This is a genomic window from Hyphomonas sp. UBA3195 (assembly GCF_002366485.1).
Lineage (GTDB): Bacteria > Pseudomonadota > Alphaproteobacteria > Caulobacterales > Hyphomonadaceae > Hyphomonas.
On sequence record NZ_DEXB01000033.1, the window covers coordinates 44,093 to 66,881 of the forward strand.

The window sequence follows — 22,789 nt, forward strand, 5'->3', positions numbered from 1 at the left end:
GTAGCTCTAACCTTTTCGCCCGGCCTTCTCGTCAATCCCACTGATGCCTTGCCGTTTCTCCAGCGCGGCGGCCACCGCATCGAGGCTCACCCCCCGCGAGCGCAGTGCGACAAAGGCATGATAGAGCACGTCGGCCGCCTCGCTTGCCACATGCGCATCGCTCTCGCGGCGCACGGCCTGGGCCAGCTCCATGCCTTCCTCATGCACTTTCTCCGCGCAGGCTTCCGGCCCCTTGGCCAGCAGTTTTGCGGTCCACGAACTGGATGCGTCGCCTTCCTTGGCGCGTGCGTCGATCGTGGTGCCGAGATGGGCGAGGGCCGCAGCCAGGCGGTCAGGGGAGCCGAGATCTGTCATGGCCTTGGCTTAGCGCACTTACGCGACGTGAGGAAGCGCGGGCGCTTGACGCGAGGCCTTACTGGCGCACTTTAACCTCAGGAAACGCCACCAGATCAGGAAGAATGTCATGAAAGACCGGGTCTCCATTACCATGCTGGACGACGGCATCGCCGACGTTCGCTTCATCCGCATTGACAAGATGAACGCCCTCGACCCCGCCATGTTTGACGGCATCAATGAGGCGATTGTCCAGCTGAAAGAGACAAAGGGCCTGCGCGCCGTGGTCGTCTCAGGTGAAGGCCGCGCCTTCTGCGCCGGGCTGGACCTGTCCAGCCTCGGCAGCGATTCCGGCAGCGACGAGTCCAAGAGCGTCACCGGCAGCAAGAACACCTTGTCCGACCGCACGCACGGCATCGCCAATCGCGCGCAATATGTCGCCTGGGGCTGGCGTGAGATTCCGGCGCCGGTCATCGCCGCTGCGCATGGTGTGGCCTTTGGGGGCGGCTTCCAGATTCTCTCCGGCGCCGATATTCGCTTTGTCCATCCAGACACACGTTGCGCCATCATGGAACTGAAATGGGGTCTCGTGCCCGACATGGCGGGTTTCCCGCTCTGGCGCGGCAATGTCCGTGACGATGTGCTGCGCGAACTGACCTATACCAACCGCATCTTCAACGGCACCGAAGCGCAGGAAATGGGTTTTGCCACCCATGTCTCCGACAATCCGCTGGATGATGCGATGGCGCTCGCCAAGCAAATCGCGCTGAAGAACCCGGACGCGATCAAGGCCTCCAAACGCATCTTCAATTCCATGCAGGATGCCACCGACGCGGAACTCCTGATGGCGGAATCGGTCGAGCAGGACAAGATCATCCGTACACCGAACCAGATGGAAGCGGTGTTCGCCGAGATGCAAAAGCGCAAGCCGGCCTTTACCGACTAGTCGCTCTCGCCATTTGCGGCCTCAAACGCGGCAAAGGCTTCTTCGCCCGTCAGCATCGGCGTGTCATTGGCCAGATCATAATAGGCGGCTTTCTCGTCGATGAAGATCTGCTGCGACAGCTTTGACAGGTCGGCCTCCTGAAACAGGCCGGCCGACAGGGCGAAATGGTCGTGGAATTTGAGGTGGTAGTAGAGATGGCTGCCACAGGTCTTGCAGAAGGCCCGCTCGGCCCAGTCCGAGGACTGGTAATCGGCGATATGGTCCTCGCCCTCGATCTCCAGCTTGCCGTCATGGTCGACCGTGAACAGCGGCCCGCCGCCCCAGCGTCGGCACGTCGCGCAATGGCAAACTGCCACCTCGTTGATGTCCGGCACCGTGATCGTCACCGCGCCGCATAGACAATGGCCTTTCATGATCGCTCCCTCCTGTTTGTATAAGGAGGCCAGCCTACGCCAATGCGGCCATATCTCAATTGAAGGCTTTGTGACGATTTCGTCAGAGGGGGCGGACAGGCGCTCCGGCTGCAGCCAGTGCGGCGCGGGCCTCGGCAATCGTCGCTTCGCCGAAATGGAAGATCGAGGCAGCCAACACCGCCGTCGCCCCGCCCTCGATCACGGCGGGGGCGAGGTCTTCCACCTTGCCTGCCCCGCCACTGGCGATGACGGGAATGTTCACCGCGCCGGTGATTGCTTTCAACAGGGGCAGGTCGTATCCGGATTTGGTGCCGTCCCGATCCATGCTGGTCAGCAGGATTTCCCCGGCCCCGCGCGCCTCGGCTTCCCTGGCAAAGGCCACCGCGTCAATGCCGGTCTCTTTCCGTCCGCCATGGGTAAAGATTTCCCAATGGTCGCCCACGGCGCGCGCATCGATCGCCACGACCACCGCTTGCGACCCGGCTTTTGCTGCGCATCGCGCAATTACGCCGGGGTCAGCCACGGCGGCGGAATTGATCGCCACCTTGTCGGCACCCGCGCGCAACAGCGCCACCAGGTCTTCCGCGCTGCGCACCCCGCCGCCCACGGTCAGCGGCATGAAACATTGCTCCGCTGTTGCCGAAACAATGTCCATCAGCGTGCCCCGGCCCTCATGCGTGGCGGAAATGTCGAGAAAGCACAGCTCGTCCGCCCCCTGCGCATCATAGGCTTTCGCCAGCGCCACGGGGTCGCCCGCGTCTTTCAGGTCAACGAAATTGACGCCCTTGACGGTGCGGCCGTCCTTCACGTCGAGACAGGGAATGATGCGGGTCTTCAGGCTCATGAGGTGGGCTTTAGCGTCCACGCGCCCGGAAGGGAAGCGCCTTGCAGGTATGTAACGGAACAGGGGGCCGGGGCCACGCATTGATTGGGGGAATGCGATGGCAATTCTGCCGCGCATGAATAACGCGAACCACAGGAGACCCACCTATGAAACGCCGCAACCAATTGATGATCGCTGCTGGAGTCCTGAGCGCTGCAGGGGCCGCCTTTGCCGGCCAGAAATACGGCCGCAAATTCCTCCGCGAGCGCCGCCAGGATGAAAGCAACACGCAAGCCACGAACGGCGCAGACACATCCGGCCAGTTCCGCCAGCACAAGGGCGTCTCCAGCCCCCATGGCGATCCGGTCACCGCGCACTGATAGGCCAGACCGACAGATGAAACAGGGGCCGCAGCCTATGCGGCCCTTTTTCATGCATGCCATCCTGACAAGGGTTTCACTCAAGTCGCTGCGCCTCCTGTGCTATACTTCCTTCATGGCGGGCCTCCGCCCGCCCTCGCACCACAAAGCAAGGGAGACACGATATGAATCTTTCCAAAACCATGCGCCGGGCCGCCGACGCGGCCGCAACGCACCCGAAAGAAACCTTCCTGCGTCAGGGCCTGCGCCATGCGCGTCTCGGCGATAGCGAGTTTGATCGCGCCCCCGATGCGCCCGCGCTCTCGGACATCGCCCATGCCCTGCGCACACGCCGCATGATGCCGCCCGTGCTGGGCCGTCGCTAGGTGACATCGCGGAACCGGCAGGCGGTCGCGCGCATTGATAGGGTAATCCCATAACGCACAAGGAGCTCGCCCATGAAACTTTGGAAACAAGCCGCCATCGCCGCCGCAACCGCCGCCCTCACGGCTGGCGCTGGGCAAGTCGCCAAACGCGCGGCCCTGAACTTCATGGGCCGCCGCTCCCATAATGGCCCGCGCCTCATCCCGGCGGTGTCCGAACACGTCACCAGCGTGGCCAACAAGCCACGGCGCGCGGTGCGCTGAGCCCCCCTGTAATAACGACAACAGACCGGCCCCCCAACAGGGCCGGTCCTTTTTGTCCGCCCCCATCCTGTTGCTTAGCAGGGTCTTAACGGGACCGGCGCAATTTACGCGCCCAGTGAGCGGCAATCTTAACAGCGTTCTGCGAAAGGTCTCGTGTGGGAGGGGCGCTGTTGCGGATGCCTTATAGAAATATTGCCTGGGCCATACGGCTCGGCGTGCTGGTCACACTTCTGGTCTTGATGTGCGTTGTCACGCCCGTCTATCTCTGGATCCAGGCCTATGGCTCGATCAGCGGTCCGGCGGCGATGGCATTTGCCACGATCCTGCCTTTGATCATTTGCCCCACGCTCAGCTTCATCATGCTGCGCACCCGGCTCAGGATCTATCGCCTGGCAGAACAGAATTACAAGATCGCGCACAAGGACGAGTTGACCGGCCTGCCCAATCGCCGCGCCTTTTTCGAGGCCGCGCGCCAGCTCCAGACCCGCGCACATTTCGTCGGGCGGCCCTTCTTCTGTGCCATTGCCGACATCGACAATTTCAAGCGCGTGAATGATTCCCACGGCCATGATGTGGGCGACCATGTCCTGCGAGAGATCGCGGTCAGGCTGAACGCAAAAGTGCCAGAGGATTGCCTTGTCGCCCGTCTGGGCGGGGAAGAGTTTTCCATTGCGGGCATGTTCTCCAGCGAGGTCGTGGCCTATCGCGCGCTCGGTCGGCTGGTGCGGGATGTGGCCGCCGAACCGATCCAGACTCCGATAGGTGAGCTGACCGTCACGATCAGCCTCGGCTATTGCAAGGACCATGACAGCCGCGAAATCTCGACCCTGCTCTCGCGCGCCGACAAGGGGCTCTACGCCGCCAAACGCTTCGGCAAGAATCGCGCAATGAGCTTTGACCACCCCGACAGCGACCCGGAAATGTTCGCGGCCTAGGCTGCCTTTCCAAGCGCTGAAGCGTTCCCACATTTCGGCCTCCACTCACCGCCTCTCCGGCGCATGCCGGAGTCTCGTCCGTCTGGCTTCGGCAGGAGACCCCGGCATGCGCCGAGGATACGGTGTGTGAGGCGCGCGCCTCTCCCTATCCGTCTGAGAACTTCCCGCCGCATACTAAGCCTCTGCTCTCACGGGAGCCGGATCAGGTACCGTTCTGGTTGTGGGTTGCAGGGACAGGATGGGCTGGGCGGGAGGCATACGGTCTCGCACGGCCCTAGGCAGGTCAGGCCAGGGTGAGCCTGCGAAAGCAGGTTGGGAAACCGCCTCGTCCGGCTGCACGGGAGTAAGACCTCCCCGGATGGGCCATACGTGTCAAAAGCACGGTGGAATCGTTCGCGCGGCACCGGTAACGAAGACCCGGGACCATGGGCCCCCATGAGGGTGCTCGCCGAAATTCCTGTCCGGCGCGGCGGGCGGTAACGCTCCATTCCGTAGCCATTCCAAATCCAAGGCGGAGCGCCACGGCGCCTGCCGCGCCGACGGCTCTTCGAGCCGACTACGAGATACCCGGATGGTGAAAGCCAGTCCGGCTTTGGGTGCAGAAGATTCTACTTTAACGATTCGACGAATCGGAAGATCTAGAATAGAACGTATTGGCAACATTTCCTGTTGCGTCATTTGAATTGAGGTGACCCATGCGCAGATCATTTGCTGCGCTCTTCTTGGCTCTCATGATTCTGCCCGTCATGGCGGCCGAAGAAGGCCCCGATTCCGAAGTTCTGACTTACTTTCTGATCGATGCCAGTGGGTCGATGGCGGAGGAATTGCCCGGAAGTGCTCCAACCATCAGCAAAGGTGCGCGAGCAGAAAATTTGATTACGGCGCTCATCGCAGAGCGGTCAGAGTCCAGTTCTCATGGACTATTTTCGAAGACATATTTTCGCGCGAAAAACCGAGACCTTTGTTGGCATCCGGTAAGGATATCAACGCCGATTACAAGAGAAGAATTGGACACTTCACCGCGTCGTTACGAGAATGACTTCACCCCTTTGGGGGCTGCCTTGGAGTCTGCAATTTTGAATGCAGGAGATCGGCCTGCAGACATTTTCCTAATCAGTGATGGTATTCAAACACCTGATTGTGGCCCTGACATTTGCGAAGTTGCGCGAAAGCACCTTCCAGTGAGTGGAATAGACGTAATTCCTGTGATCGTTTCTGAAGCTGAAGCAGGCCCAAATCCTTTGGCTTGCATAGACGAAGCAGAGGACCGCCCCGTAACAGTCAAAGTCCAGGCAACAGGCGACAAAGGGAGCGAGGAAGAAACAAACACGAGTTGGATGAATTCTAGGATAGTTCGAAAAACATTCGTTTTCTTTGAAAAGTGGTGGTGGTTAATCGGTTTAATTTCACTTGGGTGGTCTGCGATTGGAATTGGAAGGAGAGAGTCTGAAAGAGCGCAAATTCTAGAAGATGGCTCGGAACGCGCGCGATCTTATCAAAAGCTGATCCGTGAGAATGATAGCCAGGCCCTCAATGACCTAAATACGATGGTGGTGGAGGTGAAGAAGTCACTACTTAAAATGGGGCCCACAAGATCAAAGAAAATAAATCAACCCGCTGAAGCCGATAACGAGAAAGCGATCAAGGACATGCCGCTGGGATCACTAGATCGCGGATTCCGGATTCGACGCGTCCTAACTGATTACCCTTTGGGAGTATTTGGAGCGATCACGATTACTTGGATCGCCTTACTTCCTAACGAAATTGGCCATGTTGGATTGGAAGGAACCAAATCCGCAGCTTGGGATGCGTTGAATTCCCAGTTTGCAACAGCGTTTGCTGTCACTTGGATTGCAATCATTTTCTTTGCTAGCAATCAGAATCATCGGCGCAGAGAGGCTCTCCACAAGTTTCAAATTCTAACTGACGAAGCCAAGCGGGTCGAAGCGATAGAAAAACGTGAAGCTAGAGCAGCGGCATTCAAGAAATATGATCGGCAATTGAACGATTTAAGAAACCTTGATTTCACAGAGTTAGATGACATTTTGGCTTCCATTGACGATCCTGCGATATCAGCCGAGGTGTCAAAAAACGCTGACCTTGTGAAGCGAACCTCGCTTGCAGCAGCAGCCGGCAAAGAACTTGGCGAAACGAACGAAACGAGCGAGCTGATGAGTGCATCCAATCGCTTGGCAAGCCTGATTCAATCTTCAAGATGGAGCCGGCTAGATTACCCAACATTTATTAGCAGGCTTCGAAACACCCATTCGCTTACAGACAATTTGACCGAATGGGAAAATTTGGAAAAGGCACTCAAATACAATAATTCAGAGACTAAAGTTGTACGAATAAATGAACTAGCAGAGACAATAAGAGCAGACAGACTGCCTCATTGATCGCATTTAAAGCGCCAAAACCTCTCCCGCCACAATATCCCCATCATAAAGCGCCCGGCCCAGAATGCTCCCCGCAATCGGCGCATCTGCCACGATCAGGGCGCGGATGTCTTCCACGCTGGCGACGCCGCCGGAGGCGATGATCGGAATGCTGACCGTATTGGCAAGTTCTGCCGTGAACGGAACATTGACGCCGGTCTTCAGGCCGTCGCGGCCAATATCGGTCGCGACGATGGCGGCGACGCCGCAGCCTTCAAAGGCTTTCGCAAGTTCGGTTGCCTTCATGTCGCTGGTCTCGGCCCAGCCCTCGACCGCGACCATGCCGTGCTTCGCATCGATGCCGACCACGACCTGCCCCGGCAGGGCGCGGGCGGCTTCCTTGACCAGTTCCGGGTCGCGCAGCGCGGCCGTGCCGAGAATGACGCGCGAAATGCCGGCTTCCAGCCAGGCATCAATCTGCGCGCGGGTGCGGATGCCGCCGCCGAGCTGGACCGGCGCATCGGTGGCTTTCAGGATCGCCTCGACCGCGTCGCGGTTGACCGCCTTGCCCTCAAAGGCGCCGTTCAGGTCCACGACGTGAAGATGCGTGAACCCCGCCTCGCGGAAGGCGCGTGCCTGGTCCGCCGGACTGTCGGAAAACACGGTCGCCTGGTCCATCTCACCGCGCAGCAGGCGCACGCACTGGCCGTCTTTCAGGTCGATGGCGGGATAGAGGGTAAAGCTCATATTGTCTCCTTAGCGCTCATCCTGAGCGAAGTCGAAGGAGCGCGCGGGCTGGGAGCGGCTCGCCCTTCGACTTTGCTCAGGGTGAGCCGGGTCATGGGGTCCATGTCAGGAAATTGGAAAGAACGCGCAGGCCCACGCCTTGCGATTTCTCGGGGTGGAACTGCGTGCCGAACAGATTGTCCCGCGCCACTGCTGCGGTGATCGCCTGCGCGCCATAGCTCGCCGTGGCGGCAATATCGGCGGGGTCTGTCACGGTAAACGCGTAGGAATGGGTGAAATAGACATGCGGCTCAGCCCCGAGCCCCGCCAGGACGGCGTGCGGCGCGCCGGAAAAGCTGAGCCCGTTCCAGCCCATATGCGGCACACGAAGGCCCTCGCCCGGCTGGATGCGGGAAACCTCGCCGCCGATCCATTCGAGCCCCGGCGTCGCGCCGTCTTCACGGCCGGTCTCGGCCAGCAGCTGCATGCCCACACAGATGCCGAGGAAGGGGGTGTTGCCATTCAGGCAGGCGGCTTCCAGCGCCTTGACCACGCCCGCCTGCGCCCGCAGGCCCGCTGCGCAATCGGCAAAGTGCCCCACGCCCGGCAACACAACCCGCTCGGCGGCGAGGATGTCTTCGGCGCGGTTCGTGATGCGGATCTCATGCCCGCTGCCGGACAGGCGCGCGGCTTCGCGCAGGGCGCGGCCGGCCGAGTGCAGGTTTCCGGATCCGTAGTCGATAAGGGCAACAAGGCTCATGGCCGCGCTCTTAGCCTCGCCGCGCCCGTGAGGGAAGGGGCAAGCCTCCCTTGCGCCCAGGGGCAAGGTGCCGCAATCTCGACAGGAAACGACCTCACACGGAGCCTGCCCATGCGATCCATCCTGCCCGCCCTGTCCGCCTGCCTGCTCATGGCCTGCGCCGCCACCCCCGCCTGGCCCGATGCAGCCGAGTCTGCTGCGCTGGAAGAGGCGCGCAATCAGGCGGAGCTGACCAGCGAATTGTCGAGCAAGCTCTGGGAATGGGCCGAGGTCGGGTATCAGGAAGAGAAATCCTCCGCCCTGCTCCAGCAGACGCTCGCGGATGAAGGCTTCACGGTCACGCCCGGCGTCGCTGGCATCCCCACCGCCTTCATGGCCGAGTACGGCTCTGATGGCCCGGTCATCGCCCTGCTCGCGGAAATGGACGCCCTGCCGGGTATCAACCAGGCGGCCTCACCGGATCGCGAAGAAGTCGACGGCAAGGGCGCAGGCCACGCCTGTGGCCACAACCTGTTCGGCGCGGGCTCTGTCTCTGCGGCGGTCGCGATCCGCCACTGGCTGGAAGACACCGGCACGCCGGGTCGCATCCGCGTTTATGGGACGCCCGCAGAAGAGGGGGGCTCTGGCAAGGTCTACATGGTCCGCGCGGGCCTCTTCAACGATGTCGACATTGCCATGCACTGGCATCCTGGCGACCGGAACTCAGCGGCAGCCAACACGTCGCTTGCCAACCGGTCGGCGAAATTCCGCTTCTCCGGGATTTCCGCTCACGCCGCTGGCGCGCCGGAGCGGGGGCGTTCCGCGCTTGATGGGGTCGAGGCGATGAACATGATGGCCAACATGATGCACGAGCACATCCCCCAGGATGCGCGCATGCACTATGTCATCACGTCCGGTGGCTCTGCCCCCAATGTCGTGCCGGACTTTGCCGAAGTCTTCTACTATGTCCGCCACCCTTCACCGAAGGGCGTTGAAGCCATCTGGACCCGCCTCGAAGACGCGGCCCGGGGCGCCGCGCTGGGCACGGGCACCGACGTGGAATGGGAAATCATTCACGGCAACAATCCGCTGCTCGTGAATGAGAAACTGGCCCGCATGATGGACGAGAAACTCCGGCTGGTTGGCGGGGTGGACTACACGCCAGCTGAGCGCGAATTTGCCGAGACCATCGCCTCGACCTTTGACAACCCGGCACGCGATATCGCCTCAGCCGCTGAAGTGCAGGATTTCGAAGTCTCCATGGGGTACGGCTCCACCGATGTGGGCGATGTCTCCTACGCGGTCCCGACGGTCGGCCTGCGCACAGCGACTTGGGTGCCGGGCACATCGGCGCATTCCTGGCAGGCAGTTGCGGCCAGTGGCACGTCGATTGGTCATAAGGGCACACAGGTCGCCGCGGAGACGCTGACGCTGGCGGCAGTGGAGCTGTTCACCAATAAAGGCCTGCGTGTTGAAGCCCGCGAGGAATTCGACGCGGCCCGGGGTCCGGATTACGAGTACAAGTCGCTGCTCGGTGACCGTGAGCCGCCGCTTGATTATCGGAAATAAGACCCCTTAGAGGCTACCCTTGGTGCTCGCCGGCTTGCCGCCCAGTTTCGGGTCGACCGCAATTGCCGCGCGAAGCGCCCGGGCGGTGGCCTTGAAGCAGGACTCGGCGATGTGGTGGCAGTTCTCGCCATAGAGGTTCTCTATGTGCAGGCACATGCCACCATTTCCGGCCAGGGCATGAAAGAACTCCTTGAAGAGTTCGGTGTCCATTTCACCGATCTTGTCGCGACTGAAATCCACTTTCCAGATCAGGTAAGGCCGCTTGCATAGGTCCAGCGCGGCGCGGGACAGCGTCTCATCCATCGGCACATAGGCGTGGCCAAATCGCGTGATTCCTGCAAAGTCGCCAAGCGCCTTCATGATCGCCTGTCCGATAACAATCCCTGTATCTTCAACGCTGTGGTGCATGTCGATATGAAGATCGCCCTTGCACCGCACAGTCAGGTCGATAGCCGAATGCTTGGAGAAGCTCTCCAGCATATGATCGAAAAAGCCGATCCCGGTTTCGATGGCGGACTTTCCAGTGCCATCCAGATCAACGGTTACCGAGATATCGGTTTCCTTGGTGGTACGGGTAACGGTGGCGGTACGATTATTGGTCATCTAGGCCCATATAGTGGTTTGAATGTCTTACAGCTAGCGCGTTTTGTTCACTGATTCCTAAACATATTCCGGAAAACATAGTTACCGCACACATAGGTGGCGAGTGGTGAGGAATATCTAAGCGTGGACAAACAGAGTTTCATCTCGAGACTTCTGGGCCGGATGACCATTCCCCGGTTTGCCGCGTGGTGCGCAGCGGTCGCAACGATTATCATTTTTGTCGGCGTATGGACGATTGAGCAGGCCTATGGTGCGCTCATCGAAGGTAAAGCATGGACAGACATGTCTTTGCCGATCTGGGCGATCATGCTGTTGCTGCTGTCTTCATCGGTCGTGGCCGCCATTACAGCCTGGTTTTTTGCACGGGAATTCCAGAACGTCCTGGTTGATTTCACACGATATCTTGAAGTGGCGCAGGTTGATCCGTCGGCGCGCTTGTCCAATGTTTCGTTTGTCGAGCTCCGCCGGTTGCGGTCGGTTGTCATCCGATCGGTCGGCAAGTTGCGGCGCGACAATGATGCGCTTCGACGCACGGCCTACGAAGATCCGCGCACGAGTATGCCAAACCTGATTGCGCTGGAAGAACACATAACCAAGACCCTGCCCCGCGCAAAATACGAAACGCCCGCCGCGCTCATCGTCCTTGATCTCGATAATTTCACGCGGGCTTCCGAGCGACTTGGTGCGCTTGCGAGCGAAGCCGTCCTGAAGGCGTGTGGACAGCGTATGACGAATGCACTCGACTCGCTCGAGGGTCCGGTTCGCGCGGGGCTGAACAACTCCATGCTGGCCGCGATGCAGGCCGACAGTTTCGCCTTGTACCTGCCAAGCGCGGTCAGCCGCGACTACGTCTCGAACATTGCACGCGCTATTCGGCTCGCCTTTGCGGATCCTTTCATCGTGTCCGGACAGTCTGTAACGCTAGGCATTTCTGGCGGTATCGTCATCGCGCCCGAAGACGCCGATACGATGCACAAATTGTTTCGTCACGCAGAGCTTGCCCTGCGCCAGGTTCGTACCGACACCGGATCCGGCTTCCGTTACTTCTCACCACGCCTGAACCGTGTTGCGCGTGGCAAGTATATGCTGGAAGCTGAACTGCGCGACGCAGTCGCCAATCGTGAGTTCAAGACGCATTTCCAGCCCAAGATCGATTTTCAGACCGGCCAAGTCGTCGGTGCCGAGGCATTGGCTCGTTGGGTCCGACCGAACGGGAAGATCATATCTCCGAACACATTTATTCCGCTGGCAGAAGAAACCGGACTCGTGACCCAAATCGGGGAACAGGTTCTTGAAGCGGCTTGCGAATCCGCCCGCATCTGGATGCAGGAAGGCTTCAACGCAACGGTCGCGGTAAACGTGTCACCGCGCCAGTTTCAGTCCAGTGATCTGACAGAAACCGTTCTGGCGATCCTCAAGCGTACTGGCTTGCCACCGAACCGCTTGGAGCTTGAGATCACGGAAAGCATGGCCGTGTCCGAACCTGAAAAGGTTGCGCGGGTGATGCGCCCTCTACGGAGCCTTGGGACAAAACTGGCGATTGATGATTTTGGAACGGGGCATTCCAACTTGTCCATTCTGACCCAGCTGCCGTTTGACGTTTTCAAGATCGACCGCCAGTTCGTCTCTGCGCTTGAATCGGACGAGCAAGCTCCCGCGATCATTGAAATGATTTTGGCCATGGCCGAAACGCTAGGGCTGAATACGGTTGCGGAAGGTGTTGAAACTGAGCGTCAGGCAGACTTCTTGCGTCGGCGCGGCTGCTCGATGGCCCAAGGCTTTCTGTACAGCGCAGGTCTGCCACATGAGGCCTTCATGGATTTCATTCGGGGCTGGAGTAGCAAGAGTGAGGCATCGCGCCTTAAGGTCGGCTAACGCGCAGGATTGCGACGGTACACATTGACGATTGCGTCCTTGTATTCCGCCTGCTGCCAAAACTCATAGCCGCATTTGTCAGCGACTCGTTGGGACCCGGCATTGTCCGGATCAATGATGCAGACGCTTTGCCCCGGGCGATTCTCATCGAGCCAATCATGCATCGCGCCAACGGCTTCGCTGGCGTAACCCTTTCCCCAAGCGACTTCCGCAAAGACCCAGCCGGCTTCTGGCCATTCAGACAAGTCCGGCGTCATGCCGCGCATAAAGTCTGCGAATCCGCCTTCACCGATGAATGCGCCTGTCTCACGATCCTCGATTGCCCAGGAGCTATACCCCAGCAGGTCCCACATTCCGCGATTGCGGCAGATGGTAAACCAGGCTTCCTGACGTGATCGCGGAGTTCCGCCTATATGTTGGGTCACTGATGGAGACCCCCACATGGCTGCAGATGGCTCGAAGTGACGGGTCTCGTGGGGACAGAGTACCAATCGATCGGTGATGATGACAGGCAGGGTCATGACAGTTGCCGCCTCAGGCCTTTTGCTTCATCTTTTCCAGCATGGCCCCCATGGCCGCATGTACGGCTTGCATGCCCTTCAGTGGTCGAACCATAACTTTGAAGTCTTCAATCTGTCCGTCAGGGTTCCAGGCGATCATATCGACTCCATTCACTAGCACGCCATCCATTTCGCATTCAAACTCAAGGACCGCCTTGTCGCCGCAATCGAATACGCGTGTGTAGCGGAACGTGTCGCCGCCCAGCGTTTGTCCGGCAGCGGTCAAGTAGGCCATCGTGATTGGCTTGCCCTCCTGCGGTGTATGCACAACCGGACTCTTGAAGACCACATTGTCAGCGAGTTGGACAGACAGACCAGCAGGTGAATGGTCACCATTCATCCAATCAAACCAGCGTTGCAGGTTTGGGCTATGGCCCGTCATGGCGATAAGGTGTTCAGCCATCGGATTTCCTCTCGATTATTCTTGTATTGCGGTGACCGGTTTTCCGATCAGGTAATCGCCCGGATCATTGAAACAGCTCCCGCGAAGTGCGACCCAGCCGCCAGGAAAGTCTGGCTCCGTGAACACGATGTCCACGCGGCCCCAATTATAGTGGGATTCCCCCGTTGCCGGATCGGTGACGGCAACATCACAGAGCTCGATCCCCGGACTTTCCGCCTCAATCCATATGCCGGCATAGGCGGTTCGGCCCTCATAGACGCCTGCCAGATCCTTGATGTAGACGGTGCCGCGCTCGGTCAGGCCCGGATAAGACCAGACGGCCCAGCCGTCATCGGTCTCATCCTCGTAGACGACGTCACCAATCGGTGTGGACCAGACTTCATCTGCGATAGCAGACAGGCCTATCAAGCTCAGACCCAGCAAGGCCGTAATGGATTTCCGCATCACTGATACTCCCTCTTCGAAGGGAAACCCTATCACGCAATTGCTCGGCGTGAAGAGGGATCAGGTCGCGTATGCGGCGGCTAGCTCGGGATCTTTCGAAGCGACGAGGTCTGCCAGGTCGGAAATCACCTTGGCCTGTTTCCAGGTCGCATCGTCCTGCATCTTGCCATCTATCATGGCCACACCAGAGCCATCCGGCATGGCATCAAGGATCTTGCGCGCGAATTTCACCTCATTTGGATCGGGGCTGAAGACCTTTTTGGCGATGGCGATCTGGTTCGGATGAAGGCTCCACGTGCCTGAGCAACCCAGCAGGAAGGCATTGCGGAATTGCTGTTCGCAGGCATCAAGATCGGCAATATCGCCAAACGGACCATAGAAGGCGTTGATCCCTGCCATCCGGCAGGCATCAACCATACGGGCGATCGTATAGTGCCAAGGATCCTGCTGGGCTGAGTCGCGTGGGCTGCCATCTTCATTCGGATCGTCGATTACGCGGTAGAAGGGATGGCCACCCCCGACGCGAGTGGTCTTCATCTTACGGTCCGCAGCCAGGTCTGCCGGGCCCAGGCTGATACCCTGCATGCGCGGACTGGCCAGTGCGATTTCTTCTACGCGTGCCATCCCCTGGGCCGTTTCAAGAATGGCGTGGAACAGGATCGGCCGCGTGAGACCCGCCTTTGCCTCCAATTGTGCAACATATTGATCGGCGAAATGGATGTCCCATGGACCTTCGACCTTTGGCAGCATGATCACGTCCAGCTGATGACCGGCTTTTAGAACCAGTTCACTCACATCTTCCTGAAACCACGGGGAGTTCAGCGGGTTCACGCGGCTCCAGAAGCCCGTTCCCTTGCCTTGCCAATCGTACATGGACGCCATTTCGATAGCGCCGGCGCGAGCAGCATCCTTGGCGTCAGCGGGGATGGCATCCTCAAGATTTGCGAGCATCACATCCACGCCTTCGGCCATGGTCGGCACCTTGGCCCGGACCTTGTCCAGATGCGGCGGGACAAAATGGATCATCCGCTCCAGCCTGATGGGCAGGTCGTGCATCGGGGCGGGCGCACCGATGGCCAGGGGCTTGAAGAAGTCTCTTGGTGTTTTCGTGCTCATGCGTTCCTCCTTGTTGCGGCGCAACATAGAGGGCGGTTGTGCCGCGTCAATCAGACAGAAAGGCTCAGGCCGGTGATTCGACGACAGAGAGATTCATGCTGAAGGAGCGACGCTCGCCCGGCGACTTGAACGGATAGACACTGTGGAACATGTAGGATGGAAATATATAGAAATCCCCGACGCGTGGGCGGATCATGAAGTTCGATACCGAGTAATGGGTGTCGGTGCCGTGCGCGAACTGAAGATGTCCGTGAGAAGGATGATGGTCGAGGTCGTCCTCGGCCCAATCCTGATCAATCCCGTCCGGCAGTTTCAGATAACCGACGCATGAGAGCGCGCATCCGGTATGGATGTGGAGCGGGTTATACTCATGTGCAAACTGGCGGACGAACCATCCGGCCATGACGTTCAGCTCAAAGCGCTTGGTCGTATGGTCATAGTCGCCGAATGAACCACGGCGGCTGGCGCGAATATGGTACTCGATCAGCGCGTTGCCGAGCGCAGCGGCGGTGGCGTCCACGAGGGATTTGGGAAAACGGAGTTCCTGCCGGACCTTGCCCACAAGGCTGCCCGAATGATCTTCCAGCTGCTCACTCATAGAGGCGTTCAGATGGGCGACCAGCGCAGGCGGTATGCGGACATAGCCCATCATGGGGCCAAAGGGCGTAAAGAATTCCTTCTCGCCAGAAGGCGTGAATATGGCCGACACAGCGGACTCCCGTCGCGCGGCCGCACACCTCACCCGGTGCGGTCGTTACTATACTTGATGGAAACGCCCTCAGCGGGTGTCTAAACCCGCAGCTGAACCGGGGTCAACGTCGATCTCGGGAAAAGTCGAAATCATTTGTGGAACGCCAGGCAGGGAACTTTCACCTGTTCCGGGCGTTGCAGGGGTAGCTTATCCAAAAAGGAAACCCTGCATGTCCCTGCTCATGATCCTACTCACAATATTTCTCCCACCTGTCGCAGTCGCGATCAAGGAAGGCATTGGGCTTCAATTCCTGCTCAACGTGCTACTGACACTGATTGGCTGGCTGCCCGGCGTTGTTCATGCCTTTTGGGTCGCGTCGCGCGGATCCGCTACCGCCGCCTGATCACTCTTCTGCCGAGGCGGTTTCTACGTCGGGCCGCGATGCCCGGCGGAACACCGCTACGGTAAGAGCTGCGACTCCGATCGCGGTGACAACCTCCCCGCCTATGATGACGTTCAGTCCTGCATGAAGCTCGGACAGGATAGCCCAAGTCGCTGTCATGAAGGTGATCGCGGCGATTTCCGAGATCAGGATGGTTGGAATAAGAGCATTCAGAAAGCGTTTCATCTGAGACGTCCATACAAAAGCATTGCGAACTCGCGTCGTCATATATCGGCATGACTCCCGGTTTCAGCAATGCTGAAAACTTTTTCTCGTGCTAAATCTTTGTGGCCAAGGGGTGCGCTGTTTCGAGAAGCTCCGCGAGCTCGTCCGTCAGGACGTGCGTGTAGATTTGTGTCGTCGCGATATCGGCATGGCCCAGCAATGTCTGGACGCTTCTCAGATCGGCGCCCCCCATGAGCAGGTGAGTTGCATAAGCGTGCCGCAACGCGTGCGGGTGGACTCTATCCGGGCGGATACCGGCTTTCAGTGCCAAGGCTTCGAGCAACTGTCCCAGGCGGCGGCGGGTGAGATGTCCTGATTTTCCTCGCGACGGAAACACAAAGGGTTCAGCTCGGCTCCTTGTAAGTGAGGCTTCCGGCAAGTGATCTTCGCGTACTTTCAGCCAATCTGTAAGCCCGCGCAAAGCGGGGCGCCCCAGTGGGCACAACCTTTCCTTGCCGCCTTTGCCGCGAACGATCACATCCGTTGTGACCCAGCGGGCTTCCTTGCGCCTCGGCAATTGGCCGAGTTTGAGAGAGACAAGTTCTGTTGCCCGCAGGCCCGCCCCATAGAGCAGCTCCACAAGACATTTCAGCCTCAAATCGTCGCCGCAGCAATCCAGCAGACGAGCCATCTCTTCGCGAGACAGGACATCGGGCACGTCCCGGCCGGGCTTTGGGCCGTCAATCTTCGCGGTGGGATCATCCTTGCGGTCTCCTTCCTCAAACAGGAAGCGAAAGAAGCGTCGGACCGCGGACAGCTTTCTGGCTTGCGACGATGGAGCCATGCCTCGCTTGGACAAATCTCTCAGCCAGCCTGAAATTTCACTTCCTTCAGCATCACATAACCCGCCACCACAAAATTCGGATGCGTCCAGCAAGTCCCGTCCATAGGCGTCCAGCGTATTTGCGGATGAGCCGCGCTCTGCAGACATCATTTCAAGGAAGGCTTCGATGCGCGCGCGGTCAGACATTGCCCGACCTTGGCGCGCCGCGCCTAAAATTGCGTGAACATCATTCCGGTTTGACCCAGATCGGCGATGTCCAAGCCCGCTCCTGAACGAGAACGGGCATGTCGGGATTGGGTGGTGATCCGTTACGTACCGCGTCCCATGTCGACCAGCGACAAGATGGATTCTCGAGAACGCGGACGTAATAAGCTGCGCGGCGCGTCGGATCGTAGTTTGGGTCAGTCCACAGTGTTTTTAACTCGCCAACGCCACTGCCGGGGCGTGTAGAGCAGTCGGATATGTCTACATTGGCACCATTGTCGGGGCACCGGTGCGTGTCCGAATCTGGTTCGACATTGCCGGAACATGCAGCATCGTAGACGGCCTCATGCGCCTTGCCTTGGGCATCGGTCCACACTTTGATGACCTGCAAACGCTGCAGCGGATAAGAAGCCGGATCCCGAATCGCCCAAGCGAGAAATGACGGGGCCTGCTGTTTTCCGACCAGGTCGCCGCCCTGTGGCACGCCAGTGCGGTAGGCTGCTGACACCAGGTCCGGATCTGCCAACATTTCCTGATCAAATCCGTATCCGGCAAACATGCGTGCTTTTATGCGCGGCCCGGACGTGCCGAACGTCTCCTTGCGACGAATGGCGTCGAAGATGGCATCCCGCGTATTTTCGTCGGCCCATACGCCGGCCAGCCCGGATGCGCTGTACTTGCCGGCAGACAGCTTGCGTCGCATGCTGGGCTTTACCGCGCCGGGCGGCAAGCTATTCAGCGATACAACACCGTCCCAACTGTCCGCACCTGCTGGTGGGACGGAATGTCGGAACTCAGGATTGGATCCGTCTTGGGGGAACTTGCCAGTAAAGTTCTTCTCATCGAAAGACCCGGCGCCGATATGTGTATCGCTGGAGCCAATGAAGCCGAACTTGTAAGGGTTGAAGCTCTCTGTTTCTTCGAAACCCAGTCCACGCGCCAACGCGTTGCGGGCGAAACCTCCGAGGTGCGGCGTCGACTTTGCGGCGCTTCCAACCAAGGTGTCGTAGATCTCGAAGTTTGCCCATTCGTCATTCGGGGATAGTGCTGGGTGGACTTCCGAGGTGCCTTTGACCTGGGAGATTTCAATTACCGGTTCGTTGCGCATGCGGGTGATCGCATAATCTGCAGTCAACTGACCGCCCTCATAGGTTTCGGACGCAAACATTTCGCCATTGGATGCGTTGGAATTGTGCGGGATGGAGATGACATCCAGACCCTCAGCGCGCCGCGCATCCATCCAGGCCCACAAGTCTTCCGGATTTGGGGAGTCGAGGGTGGAAAAAAGCCGGTCCGGCGCGTCTCCACGAAATATGACGTTCCGGTGCAGGTTCGCTGCGGCGGGAACTTCCGAGTCCATGACCTCTGTCATGGCGGTGAATTCGTAGCCGGAGAAGGCGGTGAACTTGCCGGGCTCATTGTGGCGTTCGGCCGTCTCAATGTTCTTCATCCAGGCCGAGTCGATGACGTCTCGATCGTAGATCTCATCCACTTCTTCGCCCGTCACGATGGTGATGCCCACATTATGGAATGACTGGGCAGGGTTCGTCGCGTCCGGTCCAAATACGGATTTTGCGAAATTCGTGCGCGACAGATTCGTACCGGGCGTTGCCATGACCGGCATGATGCCGAGATATTCGCCATGATCTGTGACGGCCAGAAAATCGAGCGGGCTGTCCAACTGAATCTCGTAACCGCCGTCGGTGATTATTTTCTCGCCCTTTGCATAGCGATATGCGTCATCGGGTGTTGCCCGGACGGACGATATGAAGGCGTCAAAGGACTGTCCGGTATGGACGTGCAGGTCGCCGAATAATGCAGTCCTGTCAGCGGAATCTATTGATGTTGAGCTCGCCGTGGCAATCGCAGCCGGTGCGGGCTCTGGTTCGGATGCTTGGGATTGTGTCTTGTCTGGCGCCCCACATGCCGTGGCTGCAAGTGCCAGTGCAGACGCCCCGGCCAGTATGGATACCCTCATCGATTCCTCCCGTTTTTCGTCCACCATCAGCCTTCTGGAGGCAAGATCAACGAAATTCGGGAAATTTCTAGTTGAGCGCCTTCCAGTAGCCAGTTGATTCCAATGCCATCTCCCGGGCGGCATCCTCTGCGCCGATCCGTTGCAGTGCTTTCAGGAGCAAGAGTAGGCTGGCGTCATCGAGTGCGGTCGGATCGCCTTTGGTCATGCCTACCGTGGACAGAATAACCTCTCCTGCAGCATCTGCCTCAGCGGAGGCAAGCACGCCTACCAATTGCAAATCTATTTCCGGGGTGGATTTGCGTTCGGGCGCATTCACGATCAAGCGGCGCGCATCCGCCGGGGGCGCAATGCCGAGAGCGGTCCATAATGCGAAAAGACGAGCAGCGGTCTGCTTTTGCAGGTCAGACTCGGCAAGTGTGGCTAGACGTTCTCCAATATAGTCGCTGGCGCTGCGTGTCGTCTCGCTGCCCGCAAGTGTCACCAGAGCCGACATGAGCGCGGCATCAAAGCTGCCATCTTCGCGCGCGCCTTCCATCGTATTGGCGGATGACCAGTCCTTGGCGGCAGTGTAATGGTCGGTGGCCAGCGCAGCCCGCGCGAAGATCGGAGCGTTGGCTGCCGTGAAAGTGTTGATCGGTAGGCGTTCGATTTCTTCCCATAATAGCCGCGCGACCGCGCTGAAATGGGCTGGTGTGTCCATAGCGCCTTCCAGTGCTGCGGCGAGCGCAAAAGCGCGATCTTCATCAGTGACAAGCGGATCGCGCGCTGCATAGAGCGCGCTCTCCAAAGGCGTAGAGGGCACGAAGCCCGGTTCGGATATCAGCTTTAGGAAGAGTGCCTGATAATCATCCGTCTCCAGCATGCCAGCTTGGCTGGCCATTCCTGCGGATTGAACACGCAGAGTGATTGGCAATTTCGGATGCAGGGCCATTGCGGCTGCAAGGTCGGGACGATTCGCGGGGACGGGTGCCTCCGGAGGCGTGAGGCCCGCCTCGGCAGAGATGGCAAGGTTCAGTCCCGAAGAGTAATCTGCCTCTGGCGCGTCAGGCAGTTCGCCGGATGTCGCAAACACAGCGGCCAGAAGCCAGGAATCGACGGCATCCTGTTGCAAGGCCATTTCAATCGCGAGTTCTGCGCCGGCAGTATTGCCTTGCAGTGCCGCGCAGACCGCGCGCAACTTGGCCCAATAACCTGAAAGACGGTCTGGCGCATTCAGCATATCGCAGGCTGTTGCTTCATTGCCCAGCGCAAGATTGAGATCTGCAACGATTTCATCCGCGTCGAGGCCAGGAGGAGGAGTATCGAGTCGTGCCATGAGGGTGGCTGCGGCTTGGGCTTCGCCGAGGTCGTACATGATACGTGCCCGTTCGGCCCTTAGCAGGGGTTCCTGCATTCCCGCTGGTGGTGTGGCAGGCGACAGGGCCATGCGTTGCATCAACGTGCGTTCAGCCGGAGTCAGGTCGTGTGTGCGGACATCTCGCATCAATGGCAGCAAATCATCAGCGTCGGACGCGCGCCACATATCGGTTGGCAGGGAAGGCTCGCCCGCCTCGAGGAAGCTCATTCCCCACGGATTCACCAGCTCTAGACCGGAATCCTCGATTTGCGCGCCTGCCGGTAAGCTCCCGGCGAGGATGAGGCACACGACCGAGACAACGCCCTTAAAGGACATTGTCGACCTCGATGCGGACTTCACCGGGCTCTGGTTTACCCTTTTCGGCCTGTCCGCCCAGCCACCAGGCCGCGCCGAGGACAAGTATTGCCAGCAGGCCTAAAAGGATCAGAAACTTGCGCATGGCTATTTACCCCTAGATACAGAATTCCGGCGCTGGATTGCGAAGGCGCGACAGCAACTATAGGACAAGTACCGAACGGAGCCCGAAAGTCCAGAATGCCTTCTGACAGTGACAGTACTTCCAGACCGGTTGACGCGACATTGCCCTACATGTCGCGAACCGTCGCGCTTGTCGGTTTGATGGGGGCAGGAAAATCTACCGTCGGGCGCCGCTTGGCCGAACGATTGGGCCGAGAGTTTTATGACAGTGATTCGGAGATCGAGAAGGCGGCGGGCCTATCAATAACCGATATTTTCAAACTGCACGGAGAAGAGGATTTTCGGCGCGGGGAGCATCAGGTGTTGAAGCGGCTATTGGAGTTGCCTCCCCACGTGTTGGCTACGGGCGGGGGTGCCTACCTGAATGATGAGACCCGCCTGTTGATGCAGAAGAACGCGGTCACCATCTGGCTGAATGCTGATCTCGAAACTCTTTGGCGACGTGTCCAGAAGCGCGATACGCGTCCCTTGCTGAGGCGTCCGGATGCGAAGGACGTACTGACCAATCTGTTGGCAGAGCGCGAGCCGATCTATTCCCAAGCCGATCTCGTCGTGCCGTCAAAGGACGGACCGCACGCGGCCACCGTCAATGCCATATACAAGGCCCTCCAGACATGGACACCGAAGTGAACGTGACCGCACCACCGCTTGAGACCGTCACGGTCGAGCTCGAAGATCGCAGCTATGACATTCTCGTCGGCCACGGCGCGCTGGACCAGCTCGGTGCGCGCGTGTCGGCCATGATCAAACAGCCGCGGGTCTTCGTGCTGACAGATGAGACGGTCGAGCGGATGCACCGACATCGACTGGATGAGGCGCTTCGGTCAACCGGTGTGACGACGCATTGGAAATCCCTGACGCCGGGCGAGAAAACGAAGTCGTTTTCCAATCTCGAAGAGATCCTCGACTGGTTACTTGAGGCCTCTGCTGACCGCAGCGATGTACTCATTGCGCTCGGTGGTGGCGTGATCGGTGATATTACGGGGCTTGCAGCCAGCCTTATGAAGCGCGGCATGAAATTCGTGCAGGTGCCGACGACCCTGTTGGCCCAGGTCGATTCCTCGGTCGGCGGCAAGACCGCGGTGAACACGCCGCGCGGGAAGAATTCGATTGGTGCATTCTATCAGCCGCAATTGGTGATAGCTGATACGTCCCTGCTTGAAACGCTGCCGCCGCGAGAGCTGCGCGCTGGTTACGCCGAGATCGTGAAATATGGATTGATCAATGATCCGGGTTTCTTTGCGTGGCTTGAAGAGCATGGCGAAGCGGTGCTGGCACTGGACCCAGCGGCAATAGCGCAAGCGGTTGCCACCAGCTGTCGTGCCAAAGCGGCCATCGTTGCGGAAGACGAGCGCGAAACCGGCGTCCGGGCGCTGCTTAACCTCGGCCACACGTTTGGCCATGCACTTGAGGCGGCAAACGGCTATGCGCCGGATCTGTTGCACGGCGAGGCCGTTGCCATCGGCATGGCGCTCGCATTTCGCTATGGCGCAAGTCAGCGTATCACGCCGCAATCCGATGCAGACCGTGTGACGGCGCACCTCAATGCGACGGGGTTGCAATCAAGCATTCCGGGACGTCAGGGTGGGCCTTACATCGCTGCGCGACTGGTCGAGCTAATGCAGCAGGACAAGAAAGCCAGCGGCGGCAAAGTACCCTTGATCCTCGCACGCGGTATTGGCCAGTCCTACATCCACAAGGATGCAGATCTTGCGTCCGTCGAAGCATTTCTCCGTAGCGAATTGCTGGAGAGCTGATCCACACA

The 22,789-nt window shown here is 59.2% G+C and carries 27 protein-coding genes; 11 read left to right on the forward strand and 16 right to left on the reverse strand.

What is annotated here, in order from left to right; genetic code table 11:
- Positions 1–6: 6 nt before the first annotated feature.
- A complete protein-coding gene (gene hisE / locus B2344_RS10250) occupies positions 7–354 on the reverse strand; it encodes a phosphoribosyl-ATP diphosphatase (RefSeq protein ID WP_290485165.1) in 348 nt (115 codons plus the stop codon).
- A gap of 109 nt (positions 355–463) precedes the next feature.
- Here hisE and B2344_RS10255 point away from each other — a divergent pair, with 109 nt between their 5' ends.
- On the forward strand, positions 464–1,279 hold the full coding sequence (locus B2344_RS10255) for a crotonase/enoyl-CoA hydratase family protein (protein WP_290485166.1): 816 nt from the start codon (positions 464–466) through the stop codon (positions 1,277–1,279).
- On the opposite strand, the gene B2344_RS10260 is transcribed toward B2344_RS10255, so the two are convergent.
- The gene (locus B2344_RS10260; RefSeq protein WP_206991743.1) at positions 1,276–1,692 is read right to left on the reverse strand and encodes a GFA family protein; all 417 of its coding nucleotides are present in this window, start codon (positions 1,690–1,692) and stop codon (positions 1,276–1,278) included. The genes B2344_RS10255 and B2344_RS10260 overlap by 4 nt on opposite strands.
- Positions 1,693–1,774: 82 nt before the next feature.
- Positions 1,775–2,536 (reverse strand): imidazole glycerol phosphate synthase subunit HisF, encoded by a 762-nt coding sequence (hisF, locus tag B2344_RS10265; protein ID WP_290485183.1) that lies wholly within the window; start codon positions 2,534–2,536, stop codon positions 1,775–1,777.
- Between the two features lie 146 nt (positions 2,537–2,682).
- Between hisF and B2344_RS10270 the strand changes: the two genes are divergently transcribed.
- The 5 genes from B2344_RS10270 (at position 2,683) to B2344_RS10290 (ending at position 6,852) form a co-directional block, all read left to right on the forward strand.
- A complete protein-coding gene (locus tag B2344_RS10270) occupies positions 2,683–2,895 on the forward strand; it encodes a hypothetical protein (protein ID WP_290482569.1) in 213 nt (70 codons plus the stop codon).
- Between the two features lie 164 nt (positions 2,896–3,059).
- Positions 3,060–3,260 carry a hypothetical protein gene (locus B2344_RS10275; RefSeq protein WP_290482568.1) on the forward strand — a complete coding sequence of 67 codons (201 nt, stop codon included), beginning with the start codon at positions 3,060–3,062 and terminating at the stop codon, positions 3,258–3,260.
- Positions 3,261–3,332: 72 nt separating this feature from the next.
- The gene (locus B2344_RS10280; RefSeq protein ID WP_034813151.1) at positions 3,333–3,521 is read left to right on the forward strand and encodes a hypothetical protein; all 189 of its coding nucleotides are present in this window, start codon (positions 3,333–3,335) and stop codon (positions 3,519–3,521) included.
- 176 nt (positions 3,522–3,697) lie between these two features.
- On the forward strand, positions 3,698–4,456 hold the full coding sequence (locus B2344_RS10285; RefSeq protein WP_290485167.1) for a GGDEF domain-containing protein: 759 nt from the start codon (positions 3,698–3,700) through the stop codon (positions 4,454–4,456).
- Between the two features lie 695 nt (positions 4,457–5,151).
- Positions 5,152–6,852 (forward strand): hypothetical protein, encoded by a 1,701-nt coding sequence (locus B2344_RS10290; RefSeq protein ID WP_290485168.1) that lies wholly within the window; start codon positions 5,152–5,154, stop codon positions 6,850–6,852.
- A gap of 6 nt (positions 6,853–6,858) precedes the next feature.
- Here the strand turns inward: B2344_RS10290 and hisA are convergent, their stop codons facing one another.
- Positions 6,859–7,578, reverse strand: coding sequence for a 1-(5-phosphoribosyl)-5-[(5-phosphoribosylamino)methylideneamino]imidazole-4-carboxamide isomerase (hisA, locus tag B2344_RS10295; protein ID WP_290485169.1), 720 nt, complete (start codon positions 7,576–7,578; stop codon positions 6,859–6,861).
- A 91-nt stretch (positions 7,579–7,669) separates the two neighbouring features.
- On the reverse strand, positions 7,670–8,317 hold the full coding sequence (gene hisH / locus B2344_RS10300) for an imidazole glycerol phosphate synthase subunit HisH (RefSeq protein WP_290485170.1): 648 nt from the start codon (positions 8,315–8,317) through the stop codon (positions 7,670–7,672).
- A gap of 111 nt (positions 8,318–8,428) precedes the next feature.
- On the opposite strand from hisH, the gene B2344_RS10305 reads away from it, so the two are divergent.
- The gene (locus B2344_RS10305; protein WP_290480292.1) at positions 8,429–9,865 is read left to right on the forward strand and encodes an amidohydrolase; all 1,437 of its coding nucleotides are present in this window, start codon (positions 8,429–8,431) and stop codon (positions 9,863–9,865) included.
- Between the two features lie 6 nt (positions 9,866–9,871).
- On the opposite strand, the gene hisB is transcribed toward B2344_RS10305, so the two are convergent.
- Complete coding sequence (gene hisB, locus B2344_RS10310) at positions 9,872–10,468, reverse strand: imidazoleglycerol-phosphate dehydratase HisB (protein ID WP_290483042.1); 597 nt, start codon at positions 10,466–10,468, stop codon at positions 9,872–9,874.
- 123 nt (positions 10,469–10,591) lie between these two features.
- Here hisB and B2344_RS10315 point away from each other — a divergent pair, with 123 nt between their 5' ends.
- On the forward strand, positions 10,592–12,343 hold the full coding sequence (locus B2344_RS10315) for a putative bifunctional diguanylate cyclase/phosphodiesterase (RefSeq protein ID WP_206991752.1): 1,752 nt from the start codon (positions 10,592–10,594) through the stop codon (positions 12,341–12,343).
- Here the strand turns inward: B2344_RS10315 and B2344_RS10320 are convergent.
- From B2344_RS10320 to B2344_RS10340, 5 genes are all read right to left on the reverse strand, one after another.
- Positions 12,340–12,864 (reverse strand): GNAT family N-acetyltransferase, encoded by a 525-nt coding sequence (locus B2344_RS10320; RefSeq protein WP_206991753.1) that lies wholly within the window; start codon positions 12,862–12,864, stop codon positions 12,340–12,342. The two genes, B2344_RS10315 and B2344_RS10320, sit on opposite strands and share 4 nt — an antisense overlap.
- 13 nt (positions 12,865–12,877) lie before the next feature.
- Positions 12,878–13,306, reverse strand: a complete 429-nt coding sequence (locus B2344_RS10325) for a nuclear transport factor 2 family protein (RefSeq protein ID WP_206991754.1) — start codon at positions 13,304–13,306, stop codon at positions 12,878–12,880.
- Between the two features lie 15 nt (positions 13,307–13,321).
- On the reverse strand, positions 13,322–13,750 hold the full coding sequence (locus B2344_RS10330; RefSeq protein ID WP_290480293.1) for a hypothetical protein: 429 nt from the start codon (positions 13,748–13,750) through the stop codon (positions 13,322–13,324).
- Between the two features lie 60 nt (positions 13,751–13,810).
- Entirely contained in the window at positions 13,811–14,866 is a 1,056-nt protein-coding gene (locus B2344_RS10335) for an HpcH/HpaI aldolase/citrate lyase family protein (RefSeq protein WP_290480294.1), read from the reverse strand.
- Positions 14,867–14,930: 64 nt separating this feature from the next.
- On the reverse strand, positions 14,931–15,575 hold the full coding sequence (locus B2344_RS10340; RefSeq protein ID WP_290485171.1) for a putative 2OG-Fe(II) oxygenase: 645 nt from the start codon (positions 15,573–15,575) through the stop codon (positions 14,931–14,933).
- Positions 15,576–15,798: 223 nt separating this feature from the next.
- Between B2344_RS10340 and B2344_RS10345 the strand changes: the two genes are divergently transcribed.
- The gene (locus B2344_RS10345) at positions 15,799–15,960 is read left to right on the forward strand and encodes a YqaE/Pmp3 family membrane protein (RefSeq protein ID WP_290480818.1); all 162 of its coding nucleotides are present in this window, start codon (positions 15,799–15,801) and stop codon (positions 15,958–15,960) included.
- Here B2344_RS10345 and B2344_RS10350 read toward each other — a convergent pair whose 3' ends face one another.
- From B2344_RS10350 to B2344_RS10370, 5 genes are all read right to left on the reverse strand, one after another.
- Complete coding sequence (locus B2344_RS10350) at positions 15,961–16,185, reverse strand: hypothetical protein (RefSeq protein ID WP_206991759.1); 225 nt, start codon at positions 16,183–16,185, stop codon at positions 15,961–15,963.
- Positions 16,186–16,276: 91 nt separating this feature from the next.
- Positions 16,277–17,194: a tyrosine recombinase gene (locus B2344_RS10355; RefSeq protein ID WP_290483039.1), complete on the reverse strand. Its 918-nt coding sequence runs from the start codon at positions 17,192–17,194 to the stop codon at positions 16,277–16,279.
- 40 nt (positions 17,195–17,234) lie between these two features.
- A complete protein-coding gene (locus tag B2344_RS10360; protein ID WP_290485172.1) occupies positions 17,235–19,217 on the reverse strand; it encodes a DUF3604 domain-containing protein in 1,983 nt (660 codons plus the stop codon).
- A 40-nt stretch (positions 19,218–19,257) separates the two neighbouring features.
- Positions 19,258–20,862, reverse strand: coding sequence for a hypothetical protein (locus B2344_RS10365; RefSeq protein ID WP_290485173.1), 1,605 nt, complete (start codon positions 20,860–20,862; stop codon positions 19,258–19,260).
- Entirely contained in the window at positions 20,852–20,986 is a 135-nt protein-coding gene (locus B2344_RS10370) for a hypothetical protein (RefSeq protein ID WP_256434941.1), read from the reverse strand. The genes B2344_RS10365 and B2344_RS10370 overlap by 11 nt, the downstream gene beginning before the upstream one ends.
- A 149-nt stretch (positions 20,987–21,135) precedes the next feature.
- Here B2344_RS10370 and B2344_RS10375 point away from each other — a divergent pair, with 149 nt between their 5' ends.
- A complete protein-coding gene (locus B2344_RS10375) occupies positions 21,136–21,654 on the forward strand; it encodes a shikimate kinase (RefSeq protein WP_414651736.1) in 519 nt (172 codons plus the stop codon).
- Entirely contained in the window at positions 21,639–22,781 is a 1,143-nt protein-coding gene (gene aroB / locus B2344_RS10380) for a 3-dehydroquinate synthase (RefSeq protein ID WP_206991764.1), read from the forward strand. Before B2344_RS10375 ends, aroB begins: the two co-directional genes overlap by 16 nt.
- The last annotated feature ends 8 nt before the right edge of the window (positions 22,782–22,789 follow it).

What these genes read in the sequence shown, in the direction of transcription:
- B2344_RS10345 (WP_290480818.1), top strand. Translation starts at nt 15,799, where the DNA reads ATGATCCTACTCACAATATTTCTCCCACCTGTCGCAGTCGCGATCAAG.
- B2344_RS10255 (WP_290485166.1), top strand. Translation starts at nt 464, where the DNA reads ATGAAAGACCGGGTCTCCATTACCATGCTGGACGACGGCATCGCCGAC.
- B2344_RS10375 (WP_414651736.1), top strand. Translation starts at nt 21,136, where the DNA reads ATGTCGCGAACCGTCGCGCTTGTCGGTTTGATGGGGGCAGGAAAATCT.
- B2344_RS10260 (WP_206991743.1), bottom strand. Translation starts at nt 1,692, where the DNA reads ATGAAAGGCCATTGTCTATGCGGCGCGGTGACGATCACGGTGCCGGAC.
- B2344_RS10290 (WP_290485168.1), top strand. Translation starts at nt 5,152, where the DNA reads ATGCGCAGATCATTTGCTGCGCTCTTCTTGGCTCTCATGATTCTGCCC.
- B2344_RS10360 (WP_290485172.1), bottom strand. Translation starts at nt 19,217, where the DNA reads ATGGTGGACGAAAAACGGGAGGAATCGATGAGGGTATCCATACTGGCC.
- hisH (WP_290485170.1), bottom strand. Translation starts at nt 8,317, where the DNA reads ATGAGCCTTGTTGCCCTTATCGACTACGGATCCGGAAACCTGCACTCG.
- hisA (WP_290485169.1), bottom strand. Translation starts at nt 7,578, where the DNA reads ATGAGCTTTACCCTCTATCCCGCCATCGACCTGAAAGACGGCCAGTGC.
- B2344_RS10365 (WP_290485173.1), bottom strand. Translation starts at nt 20,862, where the DNA reads ATGTCCTTTAAGGGCGTTGTCTCGGTCGTGTGCCTCATCCTCGCCGGG.
- B2344_RS10285 (WP_290485167.1), top strand. Translation starts at nt 3,698, where the DNA reads ATGCCTTATAGAAATATTGCCTGGGCCATACGGCTCGGCGTGCTGGTC.
- B2344_RS10335 (WP_290480294.1), bottom strand. Translation starts at nt 14,866, where the DNA reads ATGAGCACGAAAACACCAAGAGACTTCTTCAAGCCCCTGGCCATCGGT.
- B2344_RS10275 (WP_290482568.1), top strand. Translation starts at nt 3,060, where the DNA reads ATGAATCTTTCCAAAACCATGCGCCGGGCCGCCGACGCGGCCGCAACG.
- B2344_RS10350 (WP_206991759.1), bottom strand. Translation starts at nt 16,185, where the DNA reads ATGAAACGCTTTCTGAATGCTCTTATTCCAACCATCCTGATCTCGGAA.
- B2344_RS10305 (WP_290480292.1), top strand. Translation starts at nt 8,429, where the DNA reads ATGCGATCCATCCTGCCCGCCCTGTCCGCCTGCCTGCTCATGGCCTGC.
- B2344_RS10325 (WP_206991754.1), bottom strand. Translation starts at nt 13,306, where the DNA reads ATGGCTGAACACCTTATCGCCATGACGGGCCATAGCCCAAACCTGCAA.
- B2344_RS10330 (WP_290480293.1), bottom strand. Translation starts at nt 13,750, where the DNA reads ATGCGGAAATCCATTACGGCCTTGCTGGGTCTGAGCTTGATAGGCCTG.
- hisF (WP_290485183.1), bottom strand. Translation starts at nt 2,536, where the DNA reads ATGAGCCTGAAGACCCGCATCATTCCCTGTCTCGACGTGAAGGACGGC.
- aroB (WP_206991764.1), top strand. Translation starts at nt 21,639, where the DNA reads ATGGACACCGAAGTGAACGTGACCGCACCACCGCTTGAGACCGTCACG.
- B2344_RS10320 (WP_206991753.1), bottom strand. Translation starts at nt 12,864, where the DNA reads ATGACCCTGCCTGTCATCATCACCGATCGATTGGTACTCTGTCCCCAC.
- B2344_RS10270 (WP_290482569.1), top strand. Translation starts at nt 2,683, where the DNA reads ATGAAACGCCGCAACCAATTGATGATCGCTGCTGGAGTCCTGAGCGCT.
- B2344_RS10370 (WP_256434941.1), bottom strand. Translation starts at nt 20,986, where the DNA reads ATGCGCAAGTTTCTGATCCTTTTAGGCCTGCTGGCAATACTTGTCCTC.
- hisE (WP_290485165.1), bottom strand. Translation starts at nt 354, where the DNA reads ATGACAGATCTCGGCTCCCCTGACCGCCTGGCTGCGGCCCTCGCCCAT.
- hisB (WP_290483042.1), bottom strand. Translation starts at nt 10,468, where the DNA reads ATGACCAATAATCGTACCGCCACCGTTACCCGTACCACCAAGGAAACC.
- B2344_RS10355 (WP_290483039.1), bottom strand. Translation starts at nt 17,194, where the DNA reads ATGTCTGACCGCGCGCGCATCGAAGCCTTCCTTGAAATGATGTCTGCA.
- B2344_RS10280 (WP_034813151.1), top strand. Translation starts at nt 3,333, where the DNA reads ATGAAACTTTGGAAACAAGCCGCCATCGCCGCCGCAACCGCCGCCCTC.